The following is a 24,798-nucleotide window of genomic DNA, read 5'->3' as shown; positions in this document are numbered from 1 at the left end:
CGCCCAACGTACAGCGAAGGATCGGGGCGCACTCAGGCATTTTCGCCACGTCGTGGCCGCGGCCGTGCCCCGCGGCCACGACGTGGGTCCGGACGTCAGGGCAGTTCGGTGACCCGGTCGGTGCCCGGTGGGGCGACGGGACTCCTCGCGGTGAGGTAGTCGGTGAGGGCGGTGATGTCGTCGCCGCCGCCGACCGTGTTCCTGCCCTCGGCGAAGGTCGTGAAGCCGTCACCGCCCGCCGCGAGGAAGGTGTTGGCGGTCACCCGGTAGGTGGCGTCCGGGTCCAGGGTCTCGCCGTCGAGCTCGATCGACGAGGGGTCGACGCGGTCGCCGACCGGGGCGCTGCGGGAGTAGGAGTAGGTCAGGCCCTTGGAGACACCCAGCATCAGGGTGGGCGCGCGGGTCCCGGAGTCGTCGAACTGTTCCTCCAGGATCTTCTCGATCTGCGCTCCGGTGAGGTCCACCGACACCAGGGACCCGGCGAAGGGCTGCACGGCGAAGGCCTCGGCGTAGGTGATCTCGCCGGGTGCCTCGCCGCCCGTCGAGGTGGCGTGGGTGAGGTCGGCCCGTACGCCGCCGGGGTTCATCAACGCGATCTGCGCGCCGCCCCGTTCGGGTGCCGATGTCGCCGCCAGCTGGGCGTCGGCGACGAGGTTGGCGAGGTCCGACTCGGCGTCGCGGGTCTCGGAGCGGGTGATGTCGGCGGTGACGCTGCCGACGACCCGGTTGGCGAGCGGCGCGGCGAGTGCCTTCCACTTGTCGATGACGGCGCTCTGGTCGGTGTCCTTGGTGCCGGTGCGGGTGACCAGGTGGTTCATCGCGGCGACCTGCTCGCGTACGACGTCGCCGGTACGGCGGTCCACCGGGAGCCGTGTCTCGGTCACGACGCGGCCGAAGGAGGAGGCCGAGGTGACCGTGCGCGGGTTGCCGGCGGGGTCGGGCAGGGAGCAGATGTAGGGCTGGTGGGTGTGGCCGGTGACGACGGCGTCGATGGCCGGGTCCAGGTGCTCGGCGATGTCGACGATCGGACCGGAGATGCCGTCGCACTGCCCGTAGGAGCCGGCCTGGACGCCGCCCTCGTGGAGCAGGACCACGATCGCCTCGACGCCCTGGCGGCGCAGCGCGCGGGCGGCGGCGTCGGCGGTCTCGACCTCGTCGGTGAAGCGTACGGACGTGATGCCGGACTGGCCGGTGACCGCGGGGGTGCCCTCCAGGGTCATGCCGATGAAGCCGATCTCGACGCCGTCGACCTCCTTGACCCAGGTCGGCGCGAGGAGCGGCTCGCCGGTGGTGCGGTCGAGGACGTTGGCCGCGAGCCACGGGAAGGCGGAGCCGTCGTAGGGCCGGCCCTCGATGTAGCAGCCGTCCTCGGGGTGGCAGCCGCCGTGCTGGATGCGCAGCAGTTCCTCGGTGCCCTCGTCGAACTCGTGGTTGCCGACGCCGGTGACGTCCAGCCGCAGTTTCTCCATGGCCTCGACGGTCGGTTCGTCGTGGAAGAGGCCGGAGAGGAAGGGGCTGGCACCGATGATGTCGCCCGCGGCGACGGTCAGGGAGGCGTCGGTGCCCTCACGGAGCTGTCCGAGCCGGGTCGCCAGGTACTCGGAGCCGCCGACCGGGGTGGACTTCGGGTCCAGCTTGGAGCCGAGGGTGGCGTCGCGGCCCGTGGGCGGCTCCAGGTTGCCGTGGAAGTCGTTGAAGGAGAGGAGTTGGACGTCGACGGTGTCCGGCTGCTTCGGGGTGGCGGGGGCACCGTCGGCCAGGGTGCCGGGGCGCAGCGAGAGCAGGTGGAACTTGGTGACGCTGCCGTTGAAGCCGAAGTTGTCGTCGGCGACGAGGACGAGGGTGCGGGAGCCGTCGGGGAGGGTCGGGCCCCAGGTGATGCCCTCGACGTTGTCGGCGTCCGTGCCGGAGAGGGTGAAGTCGTAGAGCAGCTTCTTCGGCATGGGTCGCTCCGTGCCGGACAGTCTTCGCTCGCCGTGCACGTCCGTCGCGCCGCGTGTGGTGGTCCAGTAGAGGCGGATCGCGAAGCCCACGCCGGAGGCGAAGGAGCGTTCGACGGTGAGGTAGTCGGTCCTGTTGATCGCGAGGATCTCCGAGACACCCCGGTCCGCCGCGTAGGTGCCGACGGGGGCCGGCAGCGGGGCGGTGGGCGCGGCGGATATCGGGTCGACCTCGTAGACGTGTTCGGCCTCGGGCTTGCCGGTGCGGCGGTCCATGACCAGCAGACGTGAGGGGCTCTTCGCGGTCAGTCCGGCCGCCGGGCCGTCCTGGACGAGCGCGTTCTCGGTGATCGTGACGGCCTTGCGGCCGTCCGGGGAGAGGGTCAGCCCTTCGAGGGCCTGGTTGTTGCGGACGCCGGCGGTGAGGGTGCCCGACTCCGCGCGGACGGGGGCGTACGCCTTCGGCAGCGGCAGTTCGCGTACATACGCGCCGGACGCGGACGTCTCGCGGACGAAGGCCGGCTGCCCGGAGGCGGAGGCGCCCTCGCTGGTCCACAGCAGGCCCTTGCCGCCGGGGTTCCAGCGGATGGCCTCCGGGTCGACGGCCTTGGCGGCGAAGGGTTCACCGGTGGTGTCGTCGAAGACGGTCAGGGCGTCCAGGGTGGGCTTGTCCTCGGCGAACTTCTGTCCGCTGAGGGGCAGTCGGAGTGTGTAGAAGCGTGCCTTGCCGTTCTCCGAGCGGTCGTCGCTGAGGGCGGCGTACGTGCGGGTCTTCGGGTCGTAGTCGATGCCGGACAGGCCACCGAAGGGCATACCGAGTTCGGTCGTTCCGGCGGGGACGGTGAGCGTGTCGAGGAGGGTCACACCGTTCTGGGTCTTCCGCGGGCCGCCCGGTGCGGGGGCGGCGTCCGCCGCGAAGCCGCCGGCGTGGGCGAGGCCGCCGAGGAGGGCGGAGGCGGTGAGGCCGGCGAGCGCGACGTGTCCGCGGCGCACCCGCTGTCGGTGTCGGGGCATGGGTGGGTCCCTTCCGGGTGGGGTGAGGGTGGTCTTCCGGGCAGGCCGGAGCAACGGACGGCTCGACCGCCTTGCGCACGCGGTCGGTCGAACCTTGGGAGGGTGAGCTCAGAGCGAGGCCGGAGCCACCTCGCCCACGCCCCGCCGCTTCCTGCGCCACGCGTACAGCGCGAGGGCGACGAGCGTCATGGCGTACGGGATGGTCGACACCAGCTGCGGTGGTACGTCGAGGGTGCCGAGTTGTACCGCCAGGGCCTCGGCGGCGCCGAAACCGAGGGCGGCGAGGAAGACGCCCCAGGGGCGCAGGCCGCCGAGGAAGACCGCGGCGAGCGCGATGAAGCCGCGGCCGGCGGTCATGTCCCGGACGAAGAAGGAGACGTACCCCATGCTGAGGAACACCCCGGCGAGGCCGGCCAGCGCGCCGCTGAGGGCGAGGCCCGCGTACTGGACGCGCCGCACCGCGATGCCGACCGAGGCGGCCGCGTCCGGCATCTCGCCGACCGCGCGGAGGTGGAAGCCGAAGCGGGTGCGGTAGAAGAGCCAGGCGACGAAGGGGGCCGCGAGGAAGGCCAGCCAGGTCAGGATGTTCTGGCCGCTCAGCACGTCCCCCACCACCGGGATGTCCTCGATGCCCGGCAGGGTGACCGTGGGAAGCGTTCCGCTCTTCAGGCCCGAGGTGCCGCCCTTGTCGCCGAGGAGGGTGAAGACGGCGTAGGCGGTGGCGCCGGACGCGAGCAGGTTGAGGCCGATGCCCGCGATGATCGCGTCGGCGCCCAGTTCGAGACGGAGCGCGGCGAGGAGGAGGCCGAGGAGGACGGCCACCGTCACGCCTGCGAGGGCGCCGGCCGCGACCGATCCGCTGTAGCCGGCGACCAGCGCGCCCGTGCAGGCGGCGCTCAGCATCTGGCCCTCCAGGGCGATGTTGCTGATGCCGGCGCGTTCGGCGACGAGTCCGCCCATGGCGGCGAGCAGGTAGGGGGTCGCCACGCGCAGCACGGCCGCGAGGAAGGCGCTGCTGAGGACGACGTCGAGGACGGAGTTCATCGGGTGCCCGCCTTCCCGCGCGCGGCGCCCGCCTGCCCTCGCGAGGTGTCGGCCTGCCTGCGTGCGAGGCGGCGTTTGAGGAGGTCCGGGAGGGCCTGGGCGGTGACCAGCAGGACGATGACCGCCTGGATCACGACGACGATCTCCGTGCCCACGTCCGTCTGCTGTTCCATGATGTCTCCCCCGGCACGCAGATAGGAGTAGAAGAGGCCGGCGACCACGACGACCAGCGGGTTGTTCCGGGCGAGCAGCGCCACCACGATCCCCTCGAAGGCGAGGCTCCCGGCGAGCCCGGGTTCGAGGCGCCCGTACACGCCCTGCACGAGATGCGCTCCGGCCAGGCCCGCGACGGCCCCGCCGATGACGAAGCTCCACTCGATGGCGCGGGGCACCCGGATGCCGCCGTACTCGGCGAAGTGCGGATTGGATCCGGTCATGCGGATGCGGTAGCCGAGCGGGGTGCGGGTGATGAGCAGCCACAGGGCGACGGCGGTGAGCAGCATCACCAGGAAGCCGACGTTGGCGCGGCCGAGGGGAACGCCGAGCCATTCGGTGAGCGGGGTGAGGGCCGAGTCCGGCTGGATGCGCTCCGAATGGACGGCGCTGCTGCCGGACTCCTTCAACGGTCCGTTCACCAGGTAGTCGTAGACGCGGACGACGATGGCGTTGAGCATCAGCGTCGCGACGATCTCGTTGGCGCCGAGCCGTGCCTTCATCGACCCGGGTACGAAGCCCATGCCGGCCCCGGCCGCCGCCGCGGCGACCAACGGGACGATCACGGCGGCGACGGGCGGCAGCGGCAGGAAGATCGCGACCGTGGCCGCCGCCAGGGCGCCCGCGTACAGCTGGCTCTCGGCGCCCAGGCTGATCTGGCGGGCCCGAAAGGGAATGGCCACCGACAGACCGAGCAGGGTGAGCGTGGTCGCGTCCTCCAGCCAGCGGCCGACGCGGAAGGAGCGCTCCAACGGGCCGGTGAGCAGGGCCTCGTAGGCGGCGACCGGGTCCTTGCCGGTGGCGAGCATCACGAGGAAGCCGATGACGAGGGCCGCCAGGATGGTCGCCAGGGTCATGCTGAGGTCGACGACGAGGCCGCGGCGCCGGGTGGCCCGGTACTCCCTGCGGTCCTCGCTCTCGATGAGGGTGCTGGTCACGAGGCCGCCGCCTTCCCCGGGTCGCCGGAACCGCCGTCGTCCAACCCGGTTCTCAGCCGTTCCCGTGCGTGGTGCTCGACGCCGAGCATGTAGAGGCCGACCCGCTTCTCCGTGAGGTCCGTCGTGTCGTCGAAGCGGCCGACGAGCCGGCCGTCCTTGAGCACGAGCAACCGGTCGGAGAGGGCGAGGAGTTCGGTGAGGTCGGCGGAGATGAGGAGGACCGCGGCGCCCCCGTCGCGGGCGGCGACCAGCCGCTCGTACATGAAGCGCATGGCGCCGATGTCCACGCCGCGCGTGACCTGGGAGGCGATCAGAAGCCTCGGCTCGGCGGAGAGTTCGCGGGCGACGACGACCTTCTGCATGTTGCCGCCGGACAGGGCGCGCACCGGGACGGACGGGTCGGGGGTGCGGATCGCGTAGTCCCGGACGAGTCCCTCGGCGTGGGCCCGCACGGCTGCCGGGCGCAGCACGCCGCGGCGCGCGAGGGGCGGGCGGTCGTGCCGGTCGACGACGAGGTTGTCGGCGATGGACTCGTCGAGCGCGGCCCCGTCGTGGAGGCGGTCCTCGGGGACGTACCCGATGCCGGCCCGGCGGTGTCCCGCGACGTCCAGCCCGGCGGTGTCGGTGTCGCCGACCCGTACGGTCCCCGTGCTCGGTCGTCGCAACCCGGCGAGGATCTCGGCGAGTTCGGTCTGCCCGTTGCCCTCGATGCCGGCCACCCCGACGATCTCGCCGGCGGCGACATCGAAGTCGAGGCCGTGCAGGGACTGACCGGTCGGGGCGGTGTATCCCAGGTCCCGCACCCGCAGCGTGGTCCCGGCTCGCCGGGGCGGGGCCCGGTCCACGTCGAGGGACATCTCGCGGCCGACCATCATCGCGGCGAGTTCGCGCTCGGAGGTGTCCGCGGTGGCGACGGTCCCGGCGAGGGCGCCTGCCCGCATCACGCTCACCCGGTCGCTGATCTCCCGCACCTCGCGCAGCTTGTGGGAGATGAACAGCACGGTCATCCCGCCGTCGCGCAGGCGTCGCACGGCGGCGAAGAGGTCCTCCGTCTCCTGTGGGGTGAGGACGGCGGTGGGCTCGTCCAGGATCAGGGTCCGGGCGCGGCGGTGGAGGGCCTTGAGGATCTCGGCGCGCTGGCGCATGCCGACCGAGACCTCGTCGATGCGGGCCAGTGGGTCGACGGCGAGGCCGGCCTCCTCGGCGAGCCGGGCGGTGGCCTCGACGGCCGCCTTGGCGTCGACCAGGCCGCGCCGGCCGGGCTCGACGCCGAGGACGACGTTCTGGGCGACGGTGAAGGACGGCACCAGCATCAGGTTCTGGTGGACCATGCCCACGCCGAGCGCGATCGCGGCTGCCGGGCCGCGCAGGACGCGGGGCCGGCCGCCGATCAGGATCTCGCCGGACGTGGGCTGCTCCAGACCGTAGAACAGCTTCATCAGCGTGGACTTGCCGGCGCCGTTCTCGCCGACGACCGCGCGGATCTCGCCGGCCGGTACGTCGAGGTCGACGCCCCGGACCGCGCGGACGCCGTTGGCGTAGGTCTTGGTGACCGCGCGGGTGGCGACGGCGGGCCCGGCCGGGTCCCATGACTCGTTCATCTCAAGGCCGTTCGGGGTGGGTTCGGGGGTCAGAAGGCGCTGGGGACCGTGAGGGAACCGGACTTCACGCGGTCGGCCGCCTCCTGGAGCTCGGTGCGGATCTTCTCCGGCACGATCTCCTGGAAGTGGGTGTCGTCGACGTAACCGACCGCGTCCTCGGCGAGACCGACGCTCTCCACCGCGCCGTACTTCACGGCGTCCTTCTTGTCGTCCTCGGCGGCCTGGTAGAGGGCGTTGCCGACGTTCTTGAGGATCGAGGTGACGACGGTGTTCTTCTGGGCGTTGTCGGTGAGGGTCCGGTACTGGTCGGAGTCGACGCCGAAGGTGTAGCGGCCGGCCTTCGCGGCCGACTCGAAGGTGCCGAGTCCGGAGAGCCCGGCGACCGGCCAGACGAGGGCGGCGCCCTGCCCGTACATCGCGGTGGAGATCTCCTTGCCCTTGGCGGGGTCGCCGAAGGGCTTGTCGCCCCCGACGTACTGGGTGAGGACGTCGGAGTTCTTCCCGCCGGCGGCCTTGAATCCGGCCTTGAATCCGACGATGAAGTCCTCGATGACGGGGATCTTCACGCCCCCGACGACGCCGACCTTGTTCAGGGATTCGGCGCCCTTGAGGGCTTTCTCGGCGACCAGCTTCTCGGCGAGGAATCCGGCCAGATATCCGCCCTCGTTCTGCTTGAACGTCACCGAGTAGACGTTCTCGCACTTGTTGGAACAGCCGTTCTTGCCGGTGTAGTCGACGGCGGAGTCGAACACCCAGAACTTCTTGTCCGGGTACTGCGGGGCGAGTTCACCGATGTAGTCGGTGACGTCGAAGGTGCCGGCCGCGAGGATGTCGTAGTCGTCGGCCGCCGCCGCGTCCTCGAATCCCGGCTCCCACTTGGTTCGGTCCTGCCCCAGTTCCACCACCTTCAACTCGTAGCCGAGCTCGCCCTCGGCACGCTTCAGCCCCTCGTACGCGGAGTCGAAGAACGACTTGTCGCCGAGCCCGCCATTGACCACCAATTTGATCCGGGGCTTTCCGGAGGACGCCTCCCCGGAATCGTCCGAGCCCGATCCGCCGCACGCGCTCAGCACGAGCATTCCCGCCACCACGGCAGCGGCTCCCGGCCCGTAACTTCTCATCGCCCTCGGTCTCCTGATCATTTTCCCTGCTTTCTCTTTACTCGCTGACAGCGACAGTAAGAAGTGCAAAACGTTTTGGCTACGTCGAACGGTTTCTGTTTGATTTCTTCCAGGGGAATTTCAGTCGTCGGGCAGCAGTGCGGCCGCGGCGATGCGAACGGCCCGGTCGAAACCGGTCTCCCGGTCCGCGGCGGACAGGGCCTCACCGGTGCGGACGTGGTCCGACACGGTCAGTACGGCCAGCGCCTCGCCGCCCTCCGCCGCGGCCACGGCGTACAGCCCGGCCGCCTCCATCTCGACGGCGAGGGTGCCCCGGCGTTCGAGGGCGTCGAGGACCGCGGGCCGGTCCAGGTAGAAGTGATCGCTGGAGAACACCGGGCCGATGTGCACGGCCGGGCGTTCCGATCCGCCGGAGCCGCCACCGGAGCCGCCACCGGAGTCCGCCCGTCCTCGCGGTGCGTCCGGGCCGTGCCGGTCCTCCCGTTCGACGGTGCCCGCCGCGTCCACGGCCGCGCGCAACGACAGGTACGACGCGCCGAGGGACAGGGTCACGCCGTCCACCAGGAGGCGGCTGACGCTGGAGTCGGTGTGCGCGGCGGAGGCGATGACCACGTCCCGGAGGGCGACCGAGGTGGACAGCGCGCCCGCCGTGCCGACCCGGACGATCCGACGGACCCCGTAGTGCCGGAACAGCTCCGTCGCGTAGATCGACACCGACGGGATGCCCATGCCGGAGGCGAGCACCGACATCGGCACACCCTTGTACGTGCCGGTGTAGCCGAGGATGCCGCGCACCTCGGTCACGAGCCGCGCGTCCTCGAACACCGTCTCGGCGATCCGCCGGGCCCGCCGCGGGTCACCGGGCATCAGCACGAGCGGCGCGAAGTCGCCGGGGGCGGCGGAGATGTGGGGGGTGCCGACGGACACGGACGGGCCGACGGACGCGGACGGGCCGACGACCCCGGGATCGCCGAGGGCCCCGGCGGTGCCGACGGGTTCGGCTGCGGCCTCGGCGGCCGTCACAGCTCCTCCCCCGCGAGCCAGCGGACGAGGCGGTCCCACAGTTCGGGGTAGCCGTCCCATTCCAGGAACGGGGGCGGGGCCCAGTGCGGCGCGACATCGGAGGTGAAGGCGGCCGAGCGGCCGCTTCCATGGCCGCCGACGGCCAGCAGCGGATGTCCGGCGCACTCGGCGAGCAGCGCGGCGTCCGGTCGTACGGTGACCTCGTTGAGGCCGAGGAGCGCGGGCCAGGTCCGGTCGAGTCCGGCGACGACCGGGTGCGGGCCCACCACCTCGGGGACGGCCCCGGCCGTCAGCTCCACCCGGTCGTCGCGGTCGAGCATCGACACCGGCAGGGCGGCGGCCAGTGGTGTACGGCCCCAGCGCGCACGGGCGTCGATGCCGCTGAAGGTCAGATAGCCGCCGATCATCAGCACGCCTCCGCCACGCTCGACGAAGTCCCGCACCAGCTCCGAGCGGTCGGTCGCGGGCTCGGACCGATTGAAGGTCTCCGGCGGCAGCTGGAAGCTGTTCGCGCCGACATCGCTGATGACCACGACGTCGAACGCGTCGAGGCCGTCGGGGGTGTCCGGGACCCGGGCGGGTATCTCGTGCGCGGGCACGTACGTCACCTCGTGACCGCGTGAGCGCAGCGCGCCGAGGAAGACGCCACCACCCTCGGTGTACTCGGCGGTGTGGAAGGCGTCGAAGCCCTTCTGGTGGACCGTGTACGTGAACCAGGACTCGCCGACGACGAGGACTCTGGGCATGGGCGAACCGCTTTCTCTCGGGGGATCGGGGGGCTCGGAGCCGTGTCCGGGCATCTCGGGCAGGGCACAGGGACATGGCCGCGCGTCGCGGTGACCGTGATCGCGGAGGGTGTGCTCGTGGTGGATGTGCTCGGTGGGGTGTGGTCGTGGTGGGCGCGATCGTGAGGGACCCGGTCGCGGTGGGCGTGGCTCAGCGGGCGGCGGGCGGCGCCGTGCTCCCCCGTACCTTCAGCTCCACGGGGAGGGTGTGCCGGGACGCGGGCGGGACCTCGCCCCGGGAGACGTACTGGAGGAGTTGCGCGGTGGCCGTGCGCCCGACGTCGTAGGCGGGCTGGTGGACGGTGGTCAGCGGCGGGTTGATCAGCGAGGCGGCCCGGATGTCGTCGAAGCCGACGACGGAGACGTCGTCCGGCACGGACAGCCCGGCCTCCCGCAGCGCGGCGAGCGCGCCGAACGCCATCAGGTCGTTGGCCGCGAACACGGCGGTGCGGTCCGCGAGCCCGCCGTCGTCGAGCAGTTCGGCGACGAGGCGGTGTCCGGACTCCTCCTTGAAGTCGCCCGTCCGCTCGACGACATCGCCGTGGAAGGCCTGACGGAAGCCGTGCGCGCGGGCCGCCCCGCTTCGCAGGTCGCGGGGGCCGGTCAGCATCAGGGCCCGGCGGTGGCCGAGCGCCCGCAGATGCTCGCCGACCAGCCGCCCGCCCGCCTCGTGGTCGGCGCTGGCGATGAGCGCCCCGCTCAGGCCCTCCACCTCCTCGTCGGCGAGCGCGATCGGGAACTTGCCCATCAGCGCCTCCAGCCGCCGCCGGGACGGGGGCGACCCGGAGGCGTACACCATGCCGTCGATGAACCGGCTGCGGATCATGCCGAGGTAGCGGTCCTCGCGGTCGGCGTCGAACTCGGTGTTGCACAGGATCAGCCCGTACCCGAGGTCGTGGGCGGCGTCCTCGGCGCCCTTGGCCAGCTCGGCGAAGAAGGTGTTGCTGATGTCCGGGATCAGCAGGCCGATCACGGAGGTGGCACCGGCCTGGAGGCTGCGGGCCAGCGACGCCGGCACGTACCCCAGCCGGTTGACGACGCTCCGCACCCGGGCGGCGGTCTGTTCGTTGACGGGACGGTTCCCGCTCAGCACGTGCGAGACGGTGGTGGGGCTGACCCCGGCCGCCGCGGCCACGTCCTTGATGGAGGCGGCCCGGCGCACGGCGGACCGGTCATGGGCGGTGTCACGGGTCATAGTGCTGCACCGCCCTCCCGTGGGAGGTGTCGAGGATCCGCGCCACGCGCGCGTCGGCCTCGGCGAGCAGCGCGGGCTCGTCGACGGTGAGGAGCCGGCCGTCGCGCATCAGCACCCGCCCGTCGACGACCACCGTGCGGACGTCACTGGCGCGGGCGCTGTAGACGAGCGCGGCACGCGCGTCGTGCAGGGGACGGCAGTGCGGGCCGGACAGGTCGGTGAGGACGATGTCGGCGCGCATGCCGGGCTCCAGCGCACCGATCCGGTCCTGGAGCCCCAGGGCCCGGGCCCCGCCCCGCACGGCCGTCCGCAGGGTGTCGGAGACCGTCATCCAGGTCGCGTCCCGCACCGCCTGCTTCTGCGTGAGCGCCACCAGCCGGAGCGCCTCCCACACGTCGAGGGTGTTGTGCCCGGCGGCGCCGTCCGTGCCGACGGCCACCGTGATCCCGGCGCCCAGCAGGTCGCGGACCGGCGTCAGCGGGGACAGCGCGTGCTTGAGATACACCTTGGGGCAGCAGGCCACGGCGGTCCTGTCCGCGTACTCGGCCAGCAGCGACAGATCCCGCTCGACGATCCCGCACCCGTGCGCGATGAGGGCGCCCGCGTCCAGGACACCGGTGTCGTACAGCACCCGGACCGGGGTGATCCCACGCCGCTCCAGGCTGGACTGTGTCTGCTCCAGGTGCTCGGCGGCGTGGATGTGCATCCGCACCCCGAGCCGCCGGGCGTGGTCGGCCAGGGTCCGCAGGTCCTGGTCGTCGACGGTGTACGGCGCGTGCGGCCCGAGCGAGACGGTCACCCGGCCGTCGGCCCCGCCGTGCCAGGCCTCGGCGAACGCGACGCCGGCCTCCAGCGCCGACGCACCGCCGCTGCTGAAGTAGGTGGGCGCGATGTCGGCGCGCAGCCCCGTCTCGGCCACCGCCTCGGCGATGCGGTCGGGGAAGAAGTAGTGGTCCGCGAAGGTGGTGACGCCCGACCGGATCATCTCCGCACAGGCCAGCAGCGCACCGGTCCGCACGTCCTCGGCGGTCAGATTGGACTCCATCGGCCAGACGCGGTCGTTGAACCACCCCTCGACCGTGACGTCCTCGGCCGCGCCCCGCATCAGCACCATCGGGCTGTGCGTGTGCGCGTTCACCAGCCCGGGCAGGGCCAGCAGGCCCCGCCCGTCGACGACCTCCGTGCCCGGCTCCTCCGCCCGCTGCGCCCGCGTCGGCCGTACGTCCACGATGACGCCGTCCGCCACCACGATGTCCCGCCCGGACAGGACGTCGCACTCGCCCTCCACCGGGACGCGCAGCACGTCACAGCCACGCACCAGGAGGCGGCGCCGGGTGACGGAAGGGGGCGTTCTGTCGCTCATGCGGCACAAGCTAGATATCCAAAACGTTTTGCACAACAACCGGACGCTTCGGATATCGGAGCGGCCCCCGGTGCTCCGGGGCCTGGCCGGGACCGCTGCGGACGGCACCGTCCCGCGCCTCCACCGTCCCGCGCCTCACCGTCCCGCGCCTGACGGGGCGCGGGACGGAATGCGCGCTTACGACAGCTGCGACTGCACCTGGCCGGAGATCAGCTCCAGATGGTCCAGGTCGTCGAGGTCGAGGACCTGGAGGTAGACGCGCTGGGAGCCGATGGCCCGGTAGCGGCCGAGCTTGTCGACGACCTCGGCCGGGGAGCCGGCGAGGCCGTTGGCCTTGAGCTCGTCGACCTCACGGCCGATCGCGGCGGCGCGCCGGGCGACCTCGGCGTCGTCCTTGCCCACACAGACGACCAGGGCGTTCGAGTACACGAGGTCGTCGCCCTTGCGGCCGGCCTCCTCGGCGGCCTTGCGGACCCGGCCGAACTGGCGCTCGCTGTCCTCGATCGACGCGAACGGCATGTTGAACTCGTCGGCGTACCGCGCGGCGAGCCGCGGGGTGCGGACCGCGCCGTGGCCGCCGACGAGGACGGGCAGCTTGGCCTGCGCGGGCTTGGGCAGCGCGGGCGAGTCGGTCAGCTGGTAGTGGGTGCCCTCGTACGAGAACGTCTTGCCCACCTCGGTGGCCCACAGGCCGGTGACGATGGCCAGCTGTTCCTCCAGGCGGCCGAACTTCTCCTTGGGGAACGGGATGCCGTACGCCTTGTGCTCCTCCTCGAACCAGCCCGCGCCCAGGCCGAGTTCGACCCGGCCGCCGGACATCTGGTCGATCTGCGCGACCTGGATGGCGAGCACACCCGGCAGGCGGAAGGTTCCTGCAGTCATCAGGGTGCCGAGGCGGATGCGCTTGGTCTCGCGGGCGAGTCCGGCCAGGGTGATCCAGGCGTCGGTGGGTCCCGGCAGGCCGTCCGACGAACCCATGCGGAGGTAGTGGTCGGAGCGGAAGAAGGCGTCGAAGCCGAGGTCCTCGGTGGCCTTGGCGACGGCGAGGAGGGTGTCATAGGTCGCCCCCTGCTGGGGCTCGGTGAAGATGCGAAGATCCATGCCTCCATCCTGCCCGCTCACCCCCCGGTCAACGGCACCGGTCCCACCGGTGCCTTGGGGCCACGGTCGGGTGAAAATCCGTCAACCCGGCTCCCGGCACGGACGAGGTCAGTGACCGGCCGGAACGGTGATCGTTGCTCGGGAGGAGCCGGACCGCCCGGCACCCGTCGCCGGCGGCCGCTGCCGGGACGCCCGCACCACGTGCCCCTCAGGGGGCGAGGGCCGAGGAGGCCGTCACATGTCCCAGGAAGCCGTGCCGGAGCAGGCTGCCGTGCCTGCGCAGCCGAAGGGTCTGCTCCAGCAGATGGAGGAGCTGATGGCTGCCCTGAACGCGGACCTGTCCCAGCTCGACGCGGAGTTCTCCGCGCCGCGTGCCGCCGCCGCGGAGGAGAGCGACCCCGCCTGACCTTCTCCGAGCCACGAACCCCGACGCCCGGCCACGCCTTCCGGCCGGGCGCTCGCCGTGTTCGGGGCCGCCCCACTTCTCCTGCCCCTGGGGCGGGTCCGTCCGGCGCGGGCGGGTGGGCAGGGGCCGGTGGCGCAGTTCTCCACACCCCCGGCAAAAGCCCGCGGGGGCCCCCGCTTTCGAAGAGCTCGGCGGCGGCGTGCGCGGCCGGGGAACACCGTCGGCCGAACAACTCACCCCGCCGCCGCGTCTCTCTCCGACAGCACCTGGTCTCTCACGGCCAGGCGCCGCAGCATTTCCAGCACCCGGTCCCGCGCCTCGTCCGCCGCGTCGATCGCCTCCATGCACTGCCAGTACGTCGCCTCGTCGTCCGCCCCGCTCGCCAGACCCACGAGCGCGATGCCGACCTCGCCCAGCAGGCCCCCGAGCCGCAGCAGCGACTCGTGGGCGTCGCCCAACTCGGTGAGCTGGGCGGCGCGTAAATCGCCCACACCGAGCGGCGGGGCGCCGAGTATGCCGCAGCCGCTGCCGGCCAGCTCGGTCAACCCCAGTGCCTCACCGCGCAGTTCGGGAGGTCCCGAAACCGCGAGGCGGCTCCCGATCGCCTGGGCGAGGGCATAGGACTGCCACGCCTCCGCCATGATCTGAGGTCCCTCGACGCTGCCCGCCAGAGCGCGCCTGCTCGCGAAGATGAGCCGCACCGCATCCATGCGCTGTCCCCGACTTTCCCCGACGCGCTCTCACACGTCCGCCCGAACTCCTGCCTGTTCATTACCCACAGTGAGGGCCGCTGAGACAGAAAGCCAGAGGAAGCCTGAAATCTGTGGATAACAAGTCGGCTGTGGACAACATTTCAACTCCGGAGAGTGACAACCGGGCGGGGGTGCTCGGTTCGAGCGTCCTCAGGCCTGCCCCGGCGCCGGAAATCTCCGTTCGTTGCGGTCGATCTTCGCATCCAGCGCTGACAACGGATCGATCCCCAGCACCTCGCAGAGCTGGAGGAGATAGGCGAGCACGTCGGCCACCTCGTCCGTGACGCGGTGGGCGGTCCCGGGGTCCGACATCACGCGCGCCGACTCCTCCGGCGTCAACCACTGGAAGATCTCGACCAGTTCGGACGCCTCGACGCTCAGCGCGGAAGCCAGGTTCTTGGGCGTGTGGTACGGCTGCCAGTCGCGGGCGGCGGCGAACTCGGCGAGCCGCCGCTGCAGTGCCGCCACGTCAGGCTTCCGCTCGGGTCCGGCGCCTGCCCCGGTCGCGGGTCGGGGAGCGAGTCCGGCACCCGACCCCGTCGCGGGTCCGGCACCCGACCCGGTCGCTGGTCGGGGTGCGGGGCCGGCACCCGCCTCGGTCGCGGGTCCAGCATCATGCGCGGCTTCGGGCCGACGGCCTCGCCCCGTCTCGGCTTCAGGATCTTTCACGGTCCAGGTCTACCACCGTCACCCCCGCCACTCCGGCGGCCCGGGCGGCGTCGCTCACCGAGCCGACGAGCCGGATGTGCCCCCTCTCGCACATCCGGGCCGCCAGCCGCACCAACTCCCCCGCCTGCCGGGGGTCGAGGGCCCGGTCGAAGCCGTCGGCGAGGACCGTCAGGGTCTGGAGTGCCGCCGGTACCTCCGCGACCTGGTCGACCTCCAGCACGCCGGGACCGGTGAACAGCACGAGCGCCAGCGCGAGGTACCTCAACTCACCGTCCCCGAGCAGGCCCAGGGCCGTCCGCACGCCGTCCCCCCGGTCCAGCACCGCCCGTACCGCGCCGTCCCTCACCGGTTCGGCGAGCAGATCGAGGACCGGCCCCGCGCAGCCGTCGCGCACGGCACCGACGAGCAGCGCGTGCCGCCGGCCGCACTCCGTCCGCGTACGCCACAGCACGTCGGCGAGGTTGTCGCAGCCCCGCAGCAGTCGGCCGGAGCCGCGCGGCACGGCGGCGCGCATCCGGCCGGGGCGGGGGTCGCAGGCGTAGACCGAACGGAGGGCCACCACCATCTGCTCGGCGGCGGCGAGGACCCGGCGCTGTCCGTCCGTCTTGCCGGCTACGCGGAGCGGGAGCAGCGCGGTGCCGAGGCGGTCGTCGGGCAAGGGGCCGCGGGTGACCGGCGAGGAGCCGGCCGTGTGCCAGGCGGCCTGGACCACGGGGCGGCGCGGGTCGACGAGCGCCGTCTCCAGCAGGGTGAGCCCCCCGCACGTCAACCGCTCGCCCACCACGCGGAGTTCGGGCTCGGCCTGCACGGCGACGTCGAGGTGCACGGGCCCTTCGGGCCCGTCGGCCGTGCAGCCGATGCGGAAGCCCCGGCGCCGCTGGGCGTCGGGGCGGGCCCGTTCGGGGACGCAGCCCAGCGGGTCGGGGAAGGCCTCGTCGAGGCGGGCGCCGCCCCCGAGCACGGCCAGCGCCTCGTACGCCCTGAGCGCGGTGGTCTTGCCGCTGCCGCTGTGCCCCGCGAGGAGGGTCAGCGGGCCGAGCGGGAGGAAGGCGTTCCGGTGCCCGGCGAAGGCGGAGAGCCGCAGTTCGGTGACGCTCGGCCGGTCCGGACGCGTCCCGGCGTCCACGCCGGGCACCATCGGCGACAGGGATGACACGGTCATATGCGGACACTAGGGGCCCACACCCCAGGCAAACCGTTCCGCCGAGTGGATCTTCCTACGATCGAGGGAGCGCCCCGCCCGGGACGAGGGCGCCCCGCCGCCGCGGGAGCGCCCCACTCCCACGGCACGCCCTGCAACCGGCCCACCCGGGAATACCTGGACCAAGGCCCACCGGAGCACCAGCACCAGCACCAGCACCCAGTCAGGGCCGCCGCGCGTCACACCCCGGGGACCCCGGCGCCTTCCATCAACCCCCGCACCTCGGTTCCCGGTGGCGTGAGAAGGAACACGTTCCGGTCGACCCGGTGCATTCCGGACGCCAGGCCGAAGACGACGCCGGTGCTGAAATCGAGCACGCGCTTGGCGGTGTCGGCCTCCGCGCCCGACAGGTCCAACAGCACCGGAACGCCCGCCATCAGCGTCTCCGCGACCTCGCGGGCGTCCGCGAAGACGTTGACGCGCAGCACCACGAAGCGGCGTCGGGCCTCCGTCTCGGCTTCCGGTATGGTCCGGTGGCCGACCGCGGAAGGCCAGGCGTCCCGGCCCCGCAGCGGCACGACCTGGGCGAGCCCCTCCCACTGTTCGTCGGTGACATCGTGGCTGTTCACCCTGTTCACCGGCCCTCCCCCTGGCTCGCACTGAATGACTGCATCGGCCAATTCTTACGCATGGTCACCCGTTCGGCCCAACAGCGACACGGACCGCGACCCCTGCGTTCCGGACGACGGCCGGAACTCGCCCTCACAGCCCCTTGCGCGGCCGTGTGTGGCGGGCGTAACGCCTCATGATCAGATCATGTGACACAGGCGTAACGGGCAATTCGTACGATCGAGCCTGCCGGGCGTGATCCGGAGACTGAGCGGAAGCCGACCGGCGGCCGTACCGGAGGGCGACCGGCCGCAGCGCCGGAGAGCGAGGGGCGGTCACGCCGGACAGCGCCGACCGCCGCACCGAAGCGACCGGTGGACCGACCGGACTCCCGACCGGCCCGCCGAACGGACGACCGACCGGACACCCCGGACGCCGACAGAGAGGGGCCGCCCGTGGCCGCACAAGGCCCGCAGAGCACCACGAGCCAGGTGCGGACCGTGTGCTCGTACTGCGGTGTCGGCTGCGGCATGCTGCTGGACGTCGGGATGGGTCCCGACGGCCGACGCACGGTCCTGAAGGCGTCCGGCGACAAGTCCCACCCGGCGAACTTCGGCCGCCTCTGCACCAAGGGCGCGACCACCGCCGACATGCTCGCCGCGCCCGGCCGCCTCACCACCGCGCTCGTGCGCGACGACCGGGGCGACGAACCGGTCCCCGCGCCCGTCTCCGACGCGATCGCCGAGACCGCCCGGCGGCTGCGCGCGATCATCGACGAGCACGGGCCCGACGCGTTCGCCTTCTACGTCTCCGGCCAGATGAGCCTGGAGGCCCAGTACCTCGCGAACAAGCTGGCCAAGGGCTTCATCCGCACCAACCAGATCGAGTCGAACTCCCGGCTGTGCATGGCGAGCGCCGGCACCGGCTACAAACTGTCGCTGGGCGCCGACGGGCCGCCCGGCTCCTACGAGGATCTCGACAGGGCGGACGTCTTCCTCGTCATCGGCTCCAACATGGCGGACTGCCACCCCATCCTGTTCCTCCGGATGATGGACCGGGTCAAGGCGGGCGCGAAACTGATCGTCGTCGATCCGCGCCGCACGGCGACGGCCGACAAGGCCGACCTCTTCCTGCGGATACGCCCGGGCACGGACCTCGCCCTCCTCAACGGGCTGCTGCACCTGCTGCACGCGGACGGGCACACCGACCCCGACTTCATCGCCGCCCACACCGAGGGCTGGGAGGCGATGCCCGACTTCCTCGCCGACTACGCGCCGGACGCCGTCGCCGAGATCACCGGCATCCCGGCGGACGACCTGCGCGCGGCCGCCCGGCTGATCGGGGAGGCCGCCGAGTGGACGAGCTGCTGGACCATGGGGCTCAACCAGTCCACGCACGGCACCTGGAACACCAACGCGCTCGTCAATCTGCACCTGGCGACCGGCGCGATCTGTCGCCCCGGCAGCGGCCCGTTCTCGCTCACCGGCCAGCCCAACGCGATGGGCGGGCGCGAGATGGGCTACATGGGGCCGGGGCTGCCCGGTCAGCGGTCCGTGCTCGTGGCCGAGGAGCGGGCGTTCGTCGAGGAACTGTGGGGCCTGGAGCCGGATTCGCTGCGCACGGACGGTGTCGGCAAGGGCACGGTCGAGATGTTCCAGAAGATGGCCGACGGGGAGATCAAGGCCTGCTGGATCATCTGCACCAACCCGGTCGCCTCGGTCGCCAACCGCAGGACCGTCATCGAAGGGCTCGAAGCGGCCGAGTTCGTCGTCACCCAGGACGTCTTCGCGGACACCGAGACCAACGCGTACGCCGACGTCGTGCTGCCCGGCGCGCTGTGGACCGAGTCCGAGGGCGTCCTCGTCAACAGCGAGCGCAACCTCACGCTGGCCGTGCCCGCCGCCGACCCGCCGGGCGAGGCGATGGCCGACTGGCGGATCATCGCGGCCGTCGCCCGGGCGATGGGCTTCGAGAAGGGCTTCACGTACGACAGCGCCGAGCAGGTCTTCGAGGAGATCAAGCAGGCGTGGAACCCGAAGACCGGGTGGGACCTGCGGGGCGTGACGTACGACCGGCTGCGGTCGGGGTCCGTGCAGTGGCCCGCGGCTTCGGAGGACGGTCCGGCGCGCAATCCGATCCGCTACGTGGTGGGGAACGGTGACGCGAGCGGTGACGGCGCGGCGGACGGCGACGGTGCGGGCGGTGAGGGTCCGGCCGGCCGGGGGCTGCTCTTCCCGACGGCCAGTGGCCGGGCCGTGTTCCACGCGCGGCCACACCTTCCGGCCGCCGAGATGCCGGACGACGACTATCCGTTCGTGCTCAACACCGGGCGGTTGCAGCACCAGTGGCACACGCTGACGAAGACCGGCCGGGTCGCCAAGCTCAACAAGCTGAACCCGGGACCGTTCGTTGAGGTGCATCCGCGGGACGCGGGTGAACTGGGCGTACGGGACGGGGACTCGGTGGAGGTCGCCTCGCGGCGGGGCCGGGCCGTCCTTCCGGCGGTGGTCTCCGACCGTGTGATGCCCGGGTGCGTGTTCGCGCCGTTCCACTGGAACGACCTGTTCGGGGAGTACCTGAGCATCAACGCGGTGACGAGCGACGCGGTGGACCCGCTGTCGTTCCAGCCGGAGTTGAAGGTGTGCGCGGTGTCCCTGGCGAAGGTGGCGGCGCCGGCGAGGGTGCCGGCGCCGGTCGACAGCGAGCCCACCGGGACGTCCGCGCCGGTGTCCGCCCCGACGGCGGCCCCCGTACCGGCGTCGCCCCCGGTGCCCGCGTCGGTGACCGTGCCGACCGCGGTCGGCCCGGGTGCCAACCCGTTCGGTCTCGAACCGTCGCCACCGCCCGTCCTCTCCGCCCAGGAGCGGCAGTACCTCACCGGGTTCCTCGCCGGACTCGGATCGGGGGTGCGGGGGGTGCCCGTGCTGCCGGCGGACGCGCCGTTCGCGCCCGAGCACGCGGTGTGGGTGAACGGGGTGCTCGCCGGCATGTACTCGCGGTCGGCGGCGCCGAGCGCGCCGCCCGCCGCCGAACCGGCCGGACGCGAGGTCGTCGTGCTGTGGGCCTCGCAGACCGGGACGGCCGAGGAGTTCGCGACGGCGGCCGCCGAGCATCTGGGGGCGGCGGGGCACCGGGCGACGCTCGTCGGGATGGACGAGGCCGCGCCGGACCGACTGCCGCGCGGCGCCGACCTGTTGCTGATCACCAGCACCTTCGGGGACGGCGACGCGCCCGACAACGGCTCCGGGTTCTGGGACGCGCTGTCCCGGCAGGAGGCTCCCCGCCTGGACGGGGTGCGCTATGCCGTGCTGGCCTTCGGTGACTCCTCGTACGACGACTTCTGCGGACACGGCCGCCGACTGGACGCCCGGCTCGACGAGTTGGGCGCGGTGCGGCTGGCCCCCCGTACGGACTGCGAGCCGGACTACGAACCGTCCGCGGACGCCTGGCTGGGCCAGGTCATCACCGCGCTCGGCACGGGCCCGGACGGAGGCGACGGCGGAAGCCTGCCCACGGCTCCGGGAACGACGCCGCAGGGCTCCGCCACCCTCACCGTCCCCCCGGTCACCACGCCCACGCCCGCGCCCGCCGCCCCCCGCTCCACGAGGCCCGCGCCCACCGCCGCCCGACTGGTCGGGAACCGGCTGCTGAGCCTGCCCGGGGCGGGCAAGGAGGTGCGCCGGTTCACCTTCGACACCAGCGGGACGGGACTGTCGTACGAGGCGGGCGACGCGCTCGGGGTGCGGCCGGTCAACTCCCTCGACCTGGTGGCGGAATGGCTGGCGGTGACCGGCCTGGACGGTTCGACTGCCGTGACCGTGGACGGGCTGGGCGAGCTGCCGTTCGCCGAGGCGCTGCACCGGCATCTCGACATCACCCGGATCACCCCGGACCTGCTTCGCTTCGTCGCCGAACGCACCCGGGACGACCGGGAGTTGAAGAAGCTCATGCGTCCCGACAACAAGGACGGGCTGGCCCAGTGGTCCTGGGGACGGCAGGCGGTCGACGTGGTCGCCGAGTTCGCCGTACGGGCCTCGGCCCAGGAGTGGGCCGGCGTCTTCAAGAAGCTCCAGCCCCGCCTGTACTCGATCTCGTCGAGCCCGCTCGTCGACCCGCACCACATCTCGCTGACGGTGTCGGTCGTACGGTACGAGAACCTGCGCGGGCGCCCGCGCGGCGGGGTCTGCTCGCCCTTCCTCGCGGACGGCGAGGCGGACCTGGAGGTGCCGGTCTTCGTCCAGCGCTCGCCGCACTTCCGGCCGCCGGCCGACCCGGTGACCCCCATGATCATGGTCGGTCCGGGCACCGGCGTCGCGCCCTTCATCGGCTTCCTGCAGGAACGGCGGGCCCTCGGCCACCGGGCGCCCAACTGGCTGTTCTTCGGGGAGCAGCACCGGGCGACGGACTTCTACTACCAGGATGAGCTGACCGACCTTCAGGAGTCGGGCGTGCTCAGCAGGTTGGACACCGCCTTCTCACGTGACCAGCGCGCCAAGGTCTACGTCCAGGACCGGATGCGCGAGCACGGGCCCGAGCTGTGGCACTGGCTCCAGGACGGCGCCCGCTTCTACGTGTGCGGCGACGCCTCCCGGATGGCGAAGGACGTCGACCGTGCGCTGCGGGACGTCGCGGTCACCCACGGCGGGATGACCGAGGACGAGGCAGCCGTGTACGTGAAGCAGCTGGCCACGGAGAAGCGGTACGTGCGGGACGTGTACTGAGACGTGTACTGAACGGTGCCGCGCACTGAGGGGTTCCGTGACTGATCGGTTCCGCGCAGTGAGCGGTTCCGCGCACTGATCGGTTCCGTGTACTGCGCGGTTCCGCGCACTGATCGGTTCCGTGTACTGCGCGGTTCCGGTCACCCGCTCAGATCCAGCCCTGCTGCCACGCGTGGTGCGCCGCCGCGTGCCGGGTGGGGGCGCCCAGTTTGGACATCGCGGCCGACAGGTAGTTGCGGACCGTGCCCTGGGCCAGGTGGACCTCGACCGCGATCTCGGCGACCGAGGCGCCGGTGCGGGCCGCGCGCAGCACCTGCAGTTCGCGGTCGCTGAGCGGGCAGTCGTCCTCGGTGAGGGCGGACGCGGCGATGTCGGGGTCGACGTAGCGGCGTCCGGCGGCGACATCGCGGATGATCTCCGCCAGCCGGGCGGCCGGGGTGGTCTTCGGTACGAAGCCGCGCACTCCGGCGCTGAGCGCCCGACGCAGCACCGCCGGGCGGGCGTGCCGGGTCACCAGCACGACGCGGGTGGGCAGTTCGGCCCCGATCTCCTCGGCGGCGCGCAGCCCGTCCGTCGGCGGCATCTCCAGGTCGAGCACCGCGATGTCCGGGCGGAACTCGCGGGCCAGGCGCACCGCCTCGGTGGACGTGGTCGCCTCGGCGACGACCGCCAGGTCGTCCTCCAGCGCGAGCAGGGCGGCCAGGGCGCTCCTGAGGAGGTCCTCGTCGTCCGCGATGAGCAGCCGGATCATCGTGCCGCTCCCTTCGTACGGTCGTGCGAATCCGGTGCGGGCGGCCCGCCTCCCGCCCTCCCGGGTACGAGCGGCAGACAGGCCGTCACCTCGAAGCGGCCACCCTCGCGGTGCCACGTCAACTCGCCCCCCGCCGCCCGTAGTCGCTCGTCGAGCGTGGTGAGCCCCGTACCGTCCGTGCCGACGGGGTGCCCGTCGGCGCCGTCGTTGGTCATGCGCAGCCGGGCACGCCCGTCGACGACACGGCAGTCGACCTCGGCGTACCCGGCCCGGCTGTGGCGCAGCACGTTGGTGGTGGCCTCCCGCATCACCAGCCCGAGGAGATGCCTTCCGGTGTCGGTCAGGCCGGCCGGGAGCGAGGCCGGTTCGAGGGCCGTACGGGCGTCGATGCCGGCGGCGGCCAGCACCTTGCCGGCGTTGGCGATCTCGTCGTCGAGTGTCGTACGGCGGTAGCCGCGCACCACGGCCCGGGTGTCCCGGAGGGCGTCCGCCGCCAACTGGCGTACCTCACGCATCTCGGCGGCGGCCCGCGCGGGGTCCCGCTCCACCAGCCTTGCGGCCAACTCGCTCTTCAACGCGATGACTTGGAGGTGGTGGCCCTGGATGTCGTGCAGGTCGGCGGCGAAGCGGAGACGTTCGTCCTTGACCGCGGACTCGGCCTCCAGCCGTCGCGCACGGTCCAGCCGACCGGCGATGTTCCACGCCCACAATGGGCCCAGCACCATCCACACGGTGAACGCGACGAGACCGGCCGGGAAGAGCGCGGCATGCGCCAACTCGCCGTCCTCGGCGGCCAGACTGACGGCAGCGCCGGGCAACAGGGCCAGGACCACGGCACCGACTGTCAGCGTCCGACGGCGTCGCGGGCCGAGGTGTGCCGCCCAGATCGCGACGGTCACGGCGGGGGCGACCGCCCACAGCTCGTAGTCGCGCCGGGCCAGAGGCAGCACCGCGAGCACGATCGTGGCGGCGACCGAGACCGCCGTCCAGGCCCTCGGCGGCCGTACGGGAGGTGCGGCATCGGTGGCGGTCGGCAGCGCCAGTCGGCCGCCCAGCAACACCGCGCTCGCCACCGCGTCGGCCACGAGGGCCACGGCGACGGGGACGCGGATCCGGACGGGCACCTCCGGGTCCAGGAGCCACTCGCCGAAGAACAGCACCAGAAGACACACGGTGGTCCCCGGCACGGTCCACCAGGTGAAACGACGAAGACTCGTCAGCCCCGCCCCGTGCTCGCCCGCCCCCTCACGCATCCGCCCATTGTCGCAGCCACGGGCCCCGGGGCCAGGGTCGTCGCACAAGCGGTCGAAACGGCCCCGCAGGCAAGCGGTCGAACCCGACCCGCATGACAGATGTCACGCCGAGACATGACACCGCCACACGGGGACGTGCGCATACGGCACTACTGACGCCCCCTCTCCACCAGCAGGCTTACGGCCGTACGCCCCTTCGGGCCTTCGTCCTCCTGCTCATTCCTGAGCACTCACTGCTCAGCCGTCACTGCCCAGCCTCACTGCTCATTCCTCACTTCCTCGGGAGAACAGTCATGTCCGCCACCCATTCCACCAGCGCCTCCGCAGGCCGGAGCCCCGTCCGGGCGCTGTCGCGCCGCTGGCCCACGATGCTCGCTCTCGCGCTGACGGTCCCGGGCCTGGTCCTGGGCGCGTCGGCTGATCCGGCGCCCGCCGAATCCGCCGCGACGGTCGACGGTTACGCCGAGTTCCTGCCACTGCTTCCCCTGCTGTACGTGGTCGTCCACCAGATCGGAAACCCCCGGGCGACCTGGCCGGTGCTCGTGGCGGGCGCGTCGTTCGCGTTCGCCCTCCAGGTCCTGGACCTCGTCTCGCCGGCCGGCGTCATGGTGGGCACGGCGCTGGCGGTGCTGCTCTGGGGGGCGGTTCGGGGGGCGGTTCAGGGCGCGGCCCGAGGAGCTGCCCGGGGGACGGCCGGAGACGCGACGGCAGGGGCAACTCCGCACGGCCCGTCCGTGTTCCAGCTCCAGGCCGCCGGAGCGGTCGTCTTCGGGGCGCTGGCCGTGACCGGGCTGGTACTCGACCCGGATCTGGGCCGGTATCTGGTCGCGGCCGGCTGGTTCTGCCACGGCGTATGGGACTTCGCCCATCTGAGGATGCGCCGGCTCCAGGGCGTCGTGGCGCCCACCTTCGCCGAATGGTGCGCCGTCGTGGACGTGGTGGTCGCCGTGGAGTTGCTGTTCCTCGCGTGAATCCCTGCCCCCTGCCCCTGTCCCCTCCCCAGACCGTGTCCCCGTCCCCGTCCCCGGCCCCGTCCCCGTCCCCGTCCCCGGCCCTGTCCGAGCACCCGGCGGACGACTCCAGAACCCAGCAGACGACTTTGCCATCTCTTTACAACGAGTTCCGCCGCTGTCTCGTCTCTCCGCTCGGTACGTGACG

The 24,798-nt window shown here is 72.4% G+C and carries 19 protein-coding genes; 3 read left to right on the top strand and 16 right to left on the bottom strand.

The features are described 5' to 3' along the window. Positions 1-95 precede the first annotated feature (95 nt). The 10 genes from RM704_RS15260 to RM704_RS15215 all read right to left on the bottom strand — a co-directional run bounded on the left by RM704_RS15260 (position 96) and on the right by RM704_RS15215 (position 13,338). The gene (locus tag RM704_RS15260) at positions 96-2,954 is read right to left on the bottom strand and encodes an esterase-like activity of phytase family protein (protein ID WP_078936930.1); all 2,859 of its coding nucleotides are present in this window, start codon (positions 2,952-2,954) and stop codon (positions 96-98) included. 108 nt (positions 2,955-3,062) lie between these two features. Next, positions 3,063-3,998, bottom strand: coding sequence for an ABC transporter permease (locus tag RM704_RS15255; protein WP_033525225.1), 936 nt, complete (start codon positions 3,996-3,998; stop codon positions 3,063-3,065). Continuing rightward, positions 3,995-5,149 (bottom strand): ABC transporter permease, encoded by a 1,155-nt coding sequence (locus RM704_RS15250; RefSeq protein ID WP_052145815.1) that lies wholly within the window; start codon positions 5,147-5,149, stop codon positions 3,995-3,997. The genes RM704_RS15255 and RM704_RS15250 overlap by 4 nt, the downstream gene beginning before the upstream one ends. Continuing rightward, positions 5,146-6,750, bottom strand: a complete 1,605-nt coding sequence (locus tag RM704_RS15245; RefSeq protein ID WP_052145814.1) for an ABC transporter ATP-binding protein — start codon at positions 6,748-6,750, stop codon at positions 5,146-5,148. The genes RM704_RS15250 and RM704_RS15245 overlap by 4 nt, the downstream gene beginning before the upstream one ends. Before the next feature lie 29 nt (positions 6,751-6,779). Next, positions 6,780-7,871 carry a BMP family lipoprotein gene (locus RM704_RS15240; protein WP_033525224.1) on the bottom strand — a complete coding sequence of 364 codons (1,092 nt, stop codon included), beginning with the start codon at positions 7,869-7,871 and terminating at the stop codon, positions 6,780-6,782. 120 nt (positions 7,872-7,991) lie between these two features. Then, entirely contained in the window at positions 7,992-8,894 is a 903-nt protein-coding gene (locus RM704_RS15235; protein WP_311590645.1) for a purine-nucleoside phosphorylase, read from the bottom strand. Then, a complete protein-coding gene (locus tag RM704_RS15230) occupies positions 8,891-9,640 on the bottom strand; it encodes a glutamine amidotransferase (RefSeq protein ID WP_033525223.1) in 750 nt (249 codons plus the stop codon). The genes RM704_RS15235 and RM704_RS15230 overlap by 4 nt, the downstream gene beginning before the upstream one ends. Before the next feature lie 190 nt (positions 9,641-9,830). Beyond that, positions 9,831-10,874 carry a LacI family DNA-binding transcriptional regulator gene (locus tag RM704_RS15225; RefSeq protein ID WP_052145813.1) on the bottom strand — a complete coding sequence of 348 codons (1,044 nt, stop codon included), beginning with the start codon at positions 10,872-10,874 and terminating at the stop codon, positions 9,831-9,833. Then, positions 10,864-12,237, bottom strand: a complete 1,374-nt coding sequence (locus RM704_RS15220) for an amidohydrolase family protein (protein ID WP_052145812.1) — start codon at positions 12,235-12,237, stop codon at positions 10,864-10,866. Before RM704_RS15220 ends, RM704_RS15225 begins: the two co-directional genes overlap by 11 nt. A gap of 177 nt (positions 12,238-12,414) precedes the next feature. Further along, entirely contained in the window at positions 12,415-13,338 is a 924-nt protein-coding gene (locus RM704_RS15215) for an LLM class F420-dependent oxidoreductase (RefSeq protein ID WP_033525221.1), read from the bottom strand. Between the two features lie 238 nt (positions 13,339-13,576). Here RM704_RS15215 and RM704_RS15210 point away from each other — a divergent pair, with 238 nt between their 5' ends. Then, complete coding sequence (locus RM704_RS15210) at positions 13,577-13,744, top strand: hypothetical protein (protein WP_192829562.1); 168 nt, start codon at positions 13,577-13,579, stop codon at positions 13,742-13,744. Between the two features lie 233 nt (positions 13,745-13,977). Here RM704_RS15210 and RM704_RS15205 read toward each other — a convergent pair whose 3' ends face one another. The 4 genes from RM704_RS15205 to RM704_RS15190 form a co-directional block, all read right to left on the bottom strand. Next, complete coding sequence (locus RM704_RS15205) at positions 13,978-14,454, bottom strand: DUF6099 family protein (RefSeq protein WP_033525220.1); 477 nt, start codon at positions 14,452-14,454, stop codon at positions 13,978-13,980. Positions 14,455-14,646: 192 nt separating this feature from the next. Further along, complete coding sequence (locus tag RM704_RS15200) at positions 14,647-14,964, bottom strand: nucleotide pyrophosphohydrolase (RefSeq protein ID WP_033525219.1); 318 nt, start codon at positions 14,962-14,964, stop codon at positions 14,647-14,649. 187 nt (positions 14,965-15,151) lie between these two features. Next, positions 15,152-16,327 (bottom strand): AAA family ATPase, encoded by a 1,176-nt coding sequence (locus RM704_RS15195; protein WP_033525218.1) that lies wholly within the window; start codon positions 16,325-16,327, stop codon positions 15,152-15,154. 218 nt (positions 16,328-16,545) lie between these two features. After that, positions 16,546-16,935, bottom strand: a complete 390-nt coding sequence (locus RM704_RS15190) for a cell division protein SepF (RefSeq protein WP_033525281.1) — start codon at positions 16,933-16,935, stop codon at positions 16,546-16,548. Positions 16,936-17,370: 435 nt separating this feature from the next. On the opposite strand from RM704_RS15190, the gene RM704_RS15185 reads away from it, so the two are divergent. Further along, positions 17,371-21,636 (top strand): bifunctional nitrate reductase/sulfite reductase flavoprotein subunit alpha, encoded by a 4,266-nt coding sequence (locus RM704_RS15185; RefSeq protein WP_033525280.1) that lies wholly within the window; start codon positions 17,371-17,373, stop codon positions 21,634-21,636. 148 nt (positions 21,637-21,784) lie between these two features. Here the strand turns inward: RM704_RS15185 and RM704_RS15180 are convergent, their stop codons facing one another. Together RM704_RS15180 and RM704_RS15175 are read right to left on the bottom strand one after the other, a co-directional pair. Continuing rightward, a complete protein-coding gene (locus RM704_RS15180) occupies positions 21,785-22,387 on the bottom strand; it encodes a response regulator transcription factor (RefSeq protein ID WP_033525217.1) in 603 nt (200 codons plus the stop codon). Continuing rightward, entirely contained in the window at positions 22,384-23,640 is a 1,257-nt protein-coding gene (locus RM704_RS15175; protein WP_052145811.1) for a sensor histidine kinase, read from the bottom strand. The genes RM704_RS15180 and RM704_RS15175 overlap by 4 nt, the downstream gene beginning before the upstream one ends. A gap of 293 nt (positions 23,641-23,933) precedes the next feature. Between RM704_RS15175 and RM704_RS15170 the strand changes: the two genes are divergently transcribed. Next, a complete protein-coding gene (locus RM704_RS15170; protein WP_033525216.1) occupies positions 23,934-24,611 on the top strand; it encodes a hypothetical protein in 678 nt (225 codons plus the stop codon). Positions 24,612-24,798: the final 187 nt, after the last annotated feature.

It is taken from the genome of Streptomyces gottesmaniae (genome assembly GCF_031845845.1).
GTDB lineage: Bacteria > Actinomycetota > Actinomycetes > Streptomycetales > Streptomycetaceae > Streptomyces > Streptomyces akebiae.
Note: the sequence above shows the minus strand (reverse complement) of the source record. Positions and strands in the feature narration are given on the sequence as shown.

Excerpts from the sequence above, each read along its gene's own strand:
- RM704_RS15210 (WP_192829562.1), top strand. The coding sequence starts at position 13,577 with ATGTCCCAGGAAGCCGTGCCGGAGCAGGCTGCCGTGCCTGCGCAGCCG.
- RM704_RS15240 (WP_033525224.1), bottom strand. The coding sequence starts at position 7,871 with ATGAGAAGTTACGGGCCGGGAGCCGCTGCCGTGGTGGCGGGAATGCTC.
- RM704_RS15225 (WP_052145813.1), bottom strand. The coding sequence starts at position 10,874 with ATGACCCGTGACACCGCCCATGACCGGTCCGCCGTGCGCCGGGCCGCC.
- RM704_RS15170 (WP_033525216.1), top strand. The coding sequence starts at position 23,934 with ATGTCCGCCACCCATTCCACCAGCGCCTCCGCAGGCCGGAGCCCCGTC.
- RM704_RS15195 (WP_033525218.1), bottom strand. The coding sequence starts at position 16,327 with ATGACCGTGTCATCCCTGTCGCCGATGGTGCCCGGCGTGGACGCCGGG.
- RM704_RS15255 (WP_033525225.1), bottom strand. The coding sequence starts at position 3,998 with ATGAACTCCGTCCTCGACGTCGTCCTCAGCAGCGCCTTCCTCGCGGCC.
- RM704_RS15220 (WP_052145812.1), bottom strand. The coding sequence starts at position 12,237 with ATGAGCGACAGAACGCCCCCTTCCGTCACCCGGCGCCGCCTCCTGGTG.
- RM704_RS15260 (WP_078936930.1), bottom strand. The coding sequence starts at position 2,954 with ATGCCCCGACACCGACAGCGGGTGCGCCGCGGACACGTCGCGCTCGCC.
- RM704_RS15245 (WP_052145814.1), bottom strand. The coding sequence starts at position 6,750 with ATGAACGAGTCATGGGACCCGGCCGGGCCCGCCGTCGCCACCCGCGCG.
- RM704_RS15180 (WP_033525217.1), bottom strand. The coding sequence starts at position 22,387 with ATGATCCGGCTGCTCATCGCGGACGACGAGGACCTCCTCAGGAGCGCC.
- RM704_RS15230 (WP_033525223.1), bottom strand. The coding sequence starts at position 9,640 with ATGCCCAGAGTCCTCGTCGTCGGCGAGTCCTGGTTCACGTACACGGTC.
- RM704_RS15175 (WP_052145811.1), bottom strand. The coding sequence starts at position 23,640 with ATGCGTGAGGGGGCGGGCGAGCACGGGGCGGGGCTGACGAGTCTTCGT.
- RM704_RS15205 (WP_033525220.1), bottom strand. The coding sequence starts at position 14,454 with ATGGATGCGGTGCGGCTCATCTTCGCGAGCAGGCGCGCTCTGGCGGGC.
- RM704_RS15215 (WP_033525221.1), bottom strand. The coding sequence starts at position 13,338 with ATGGATCTTCGCATCTTCACCGAGCCCCAGCAGGGGGCGACCTATGAC.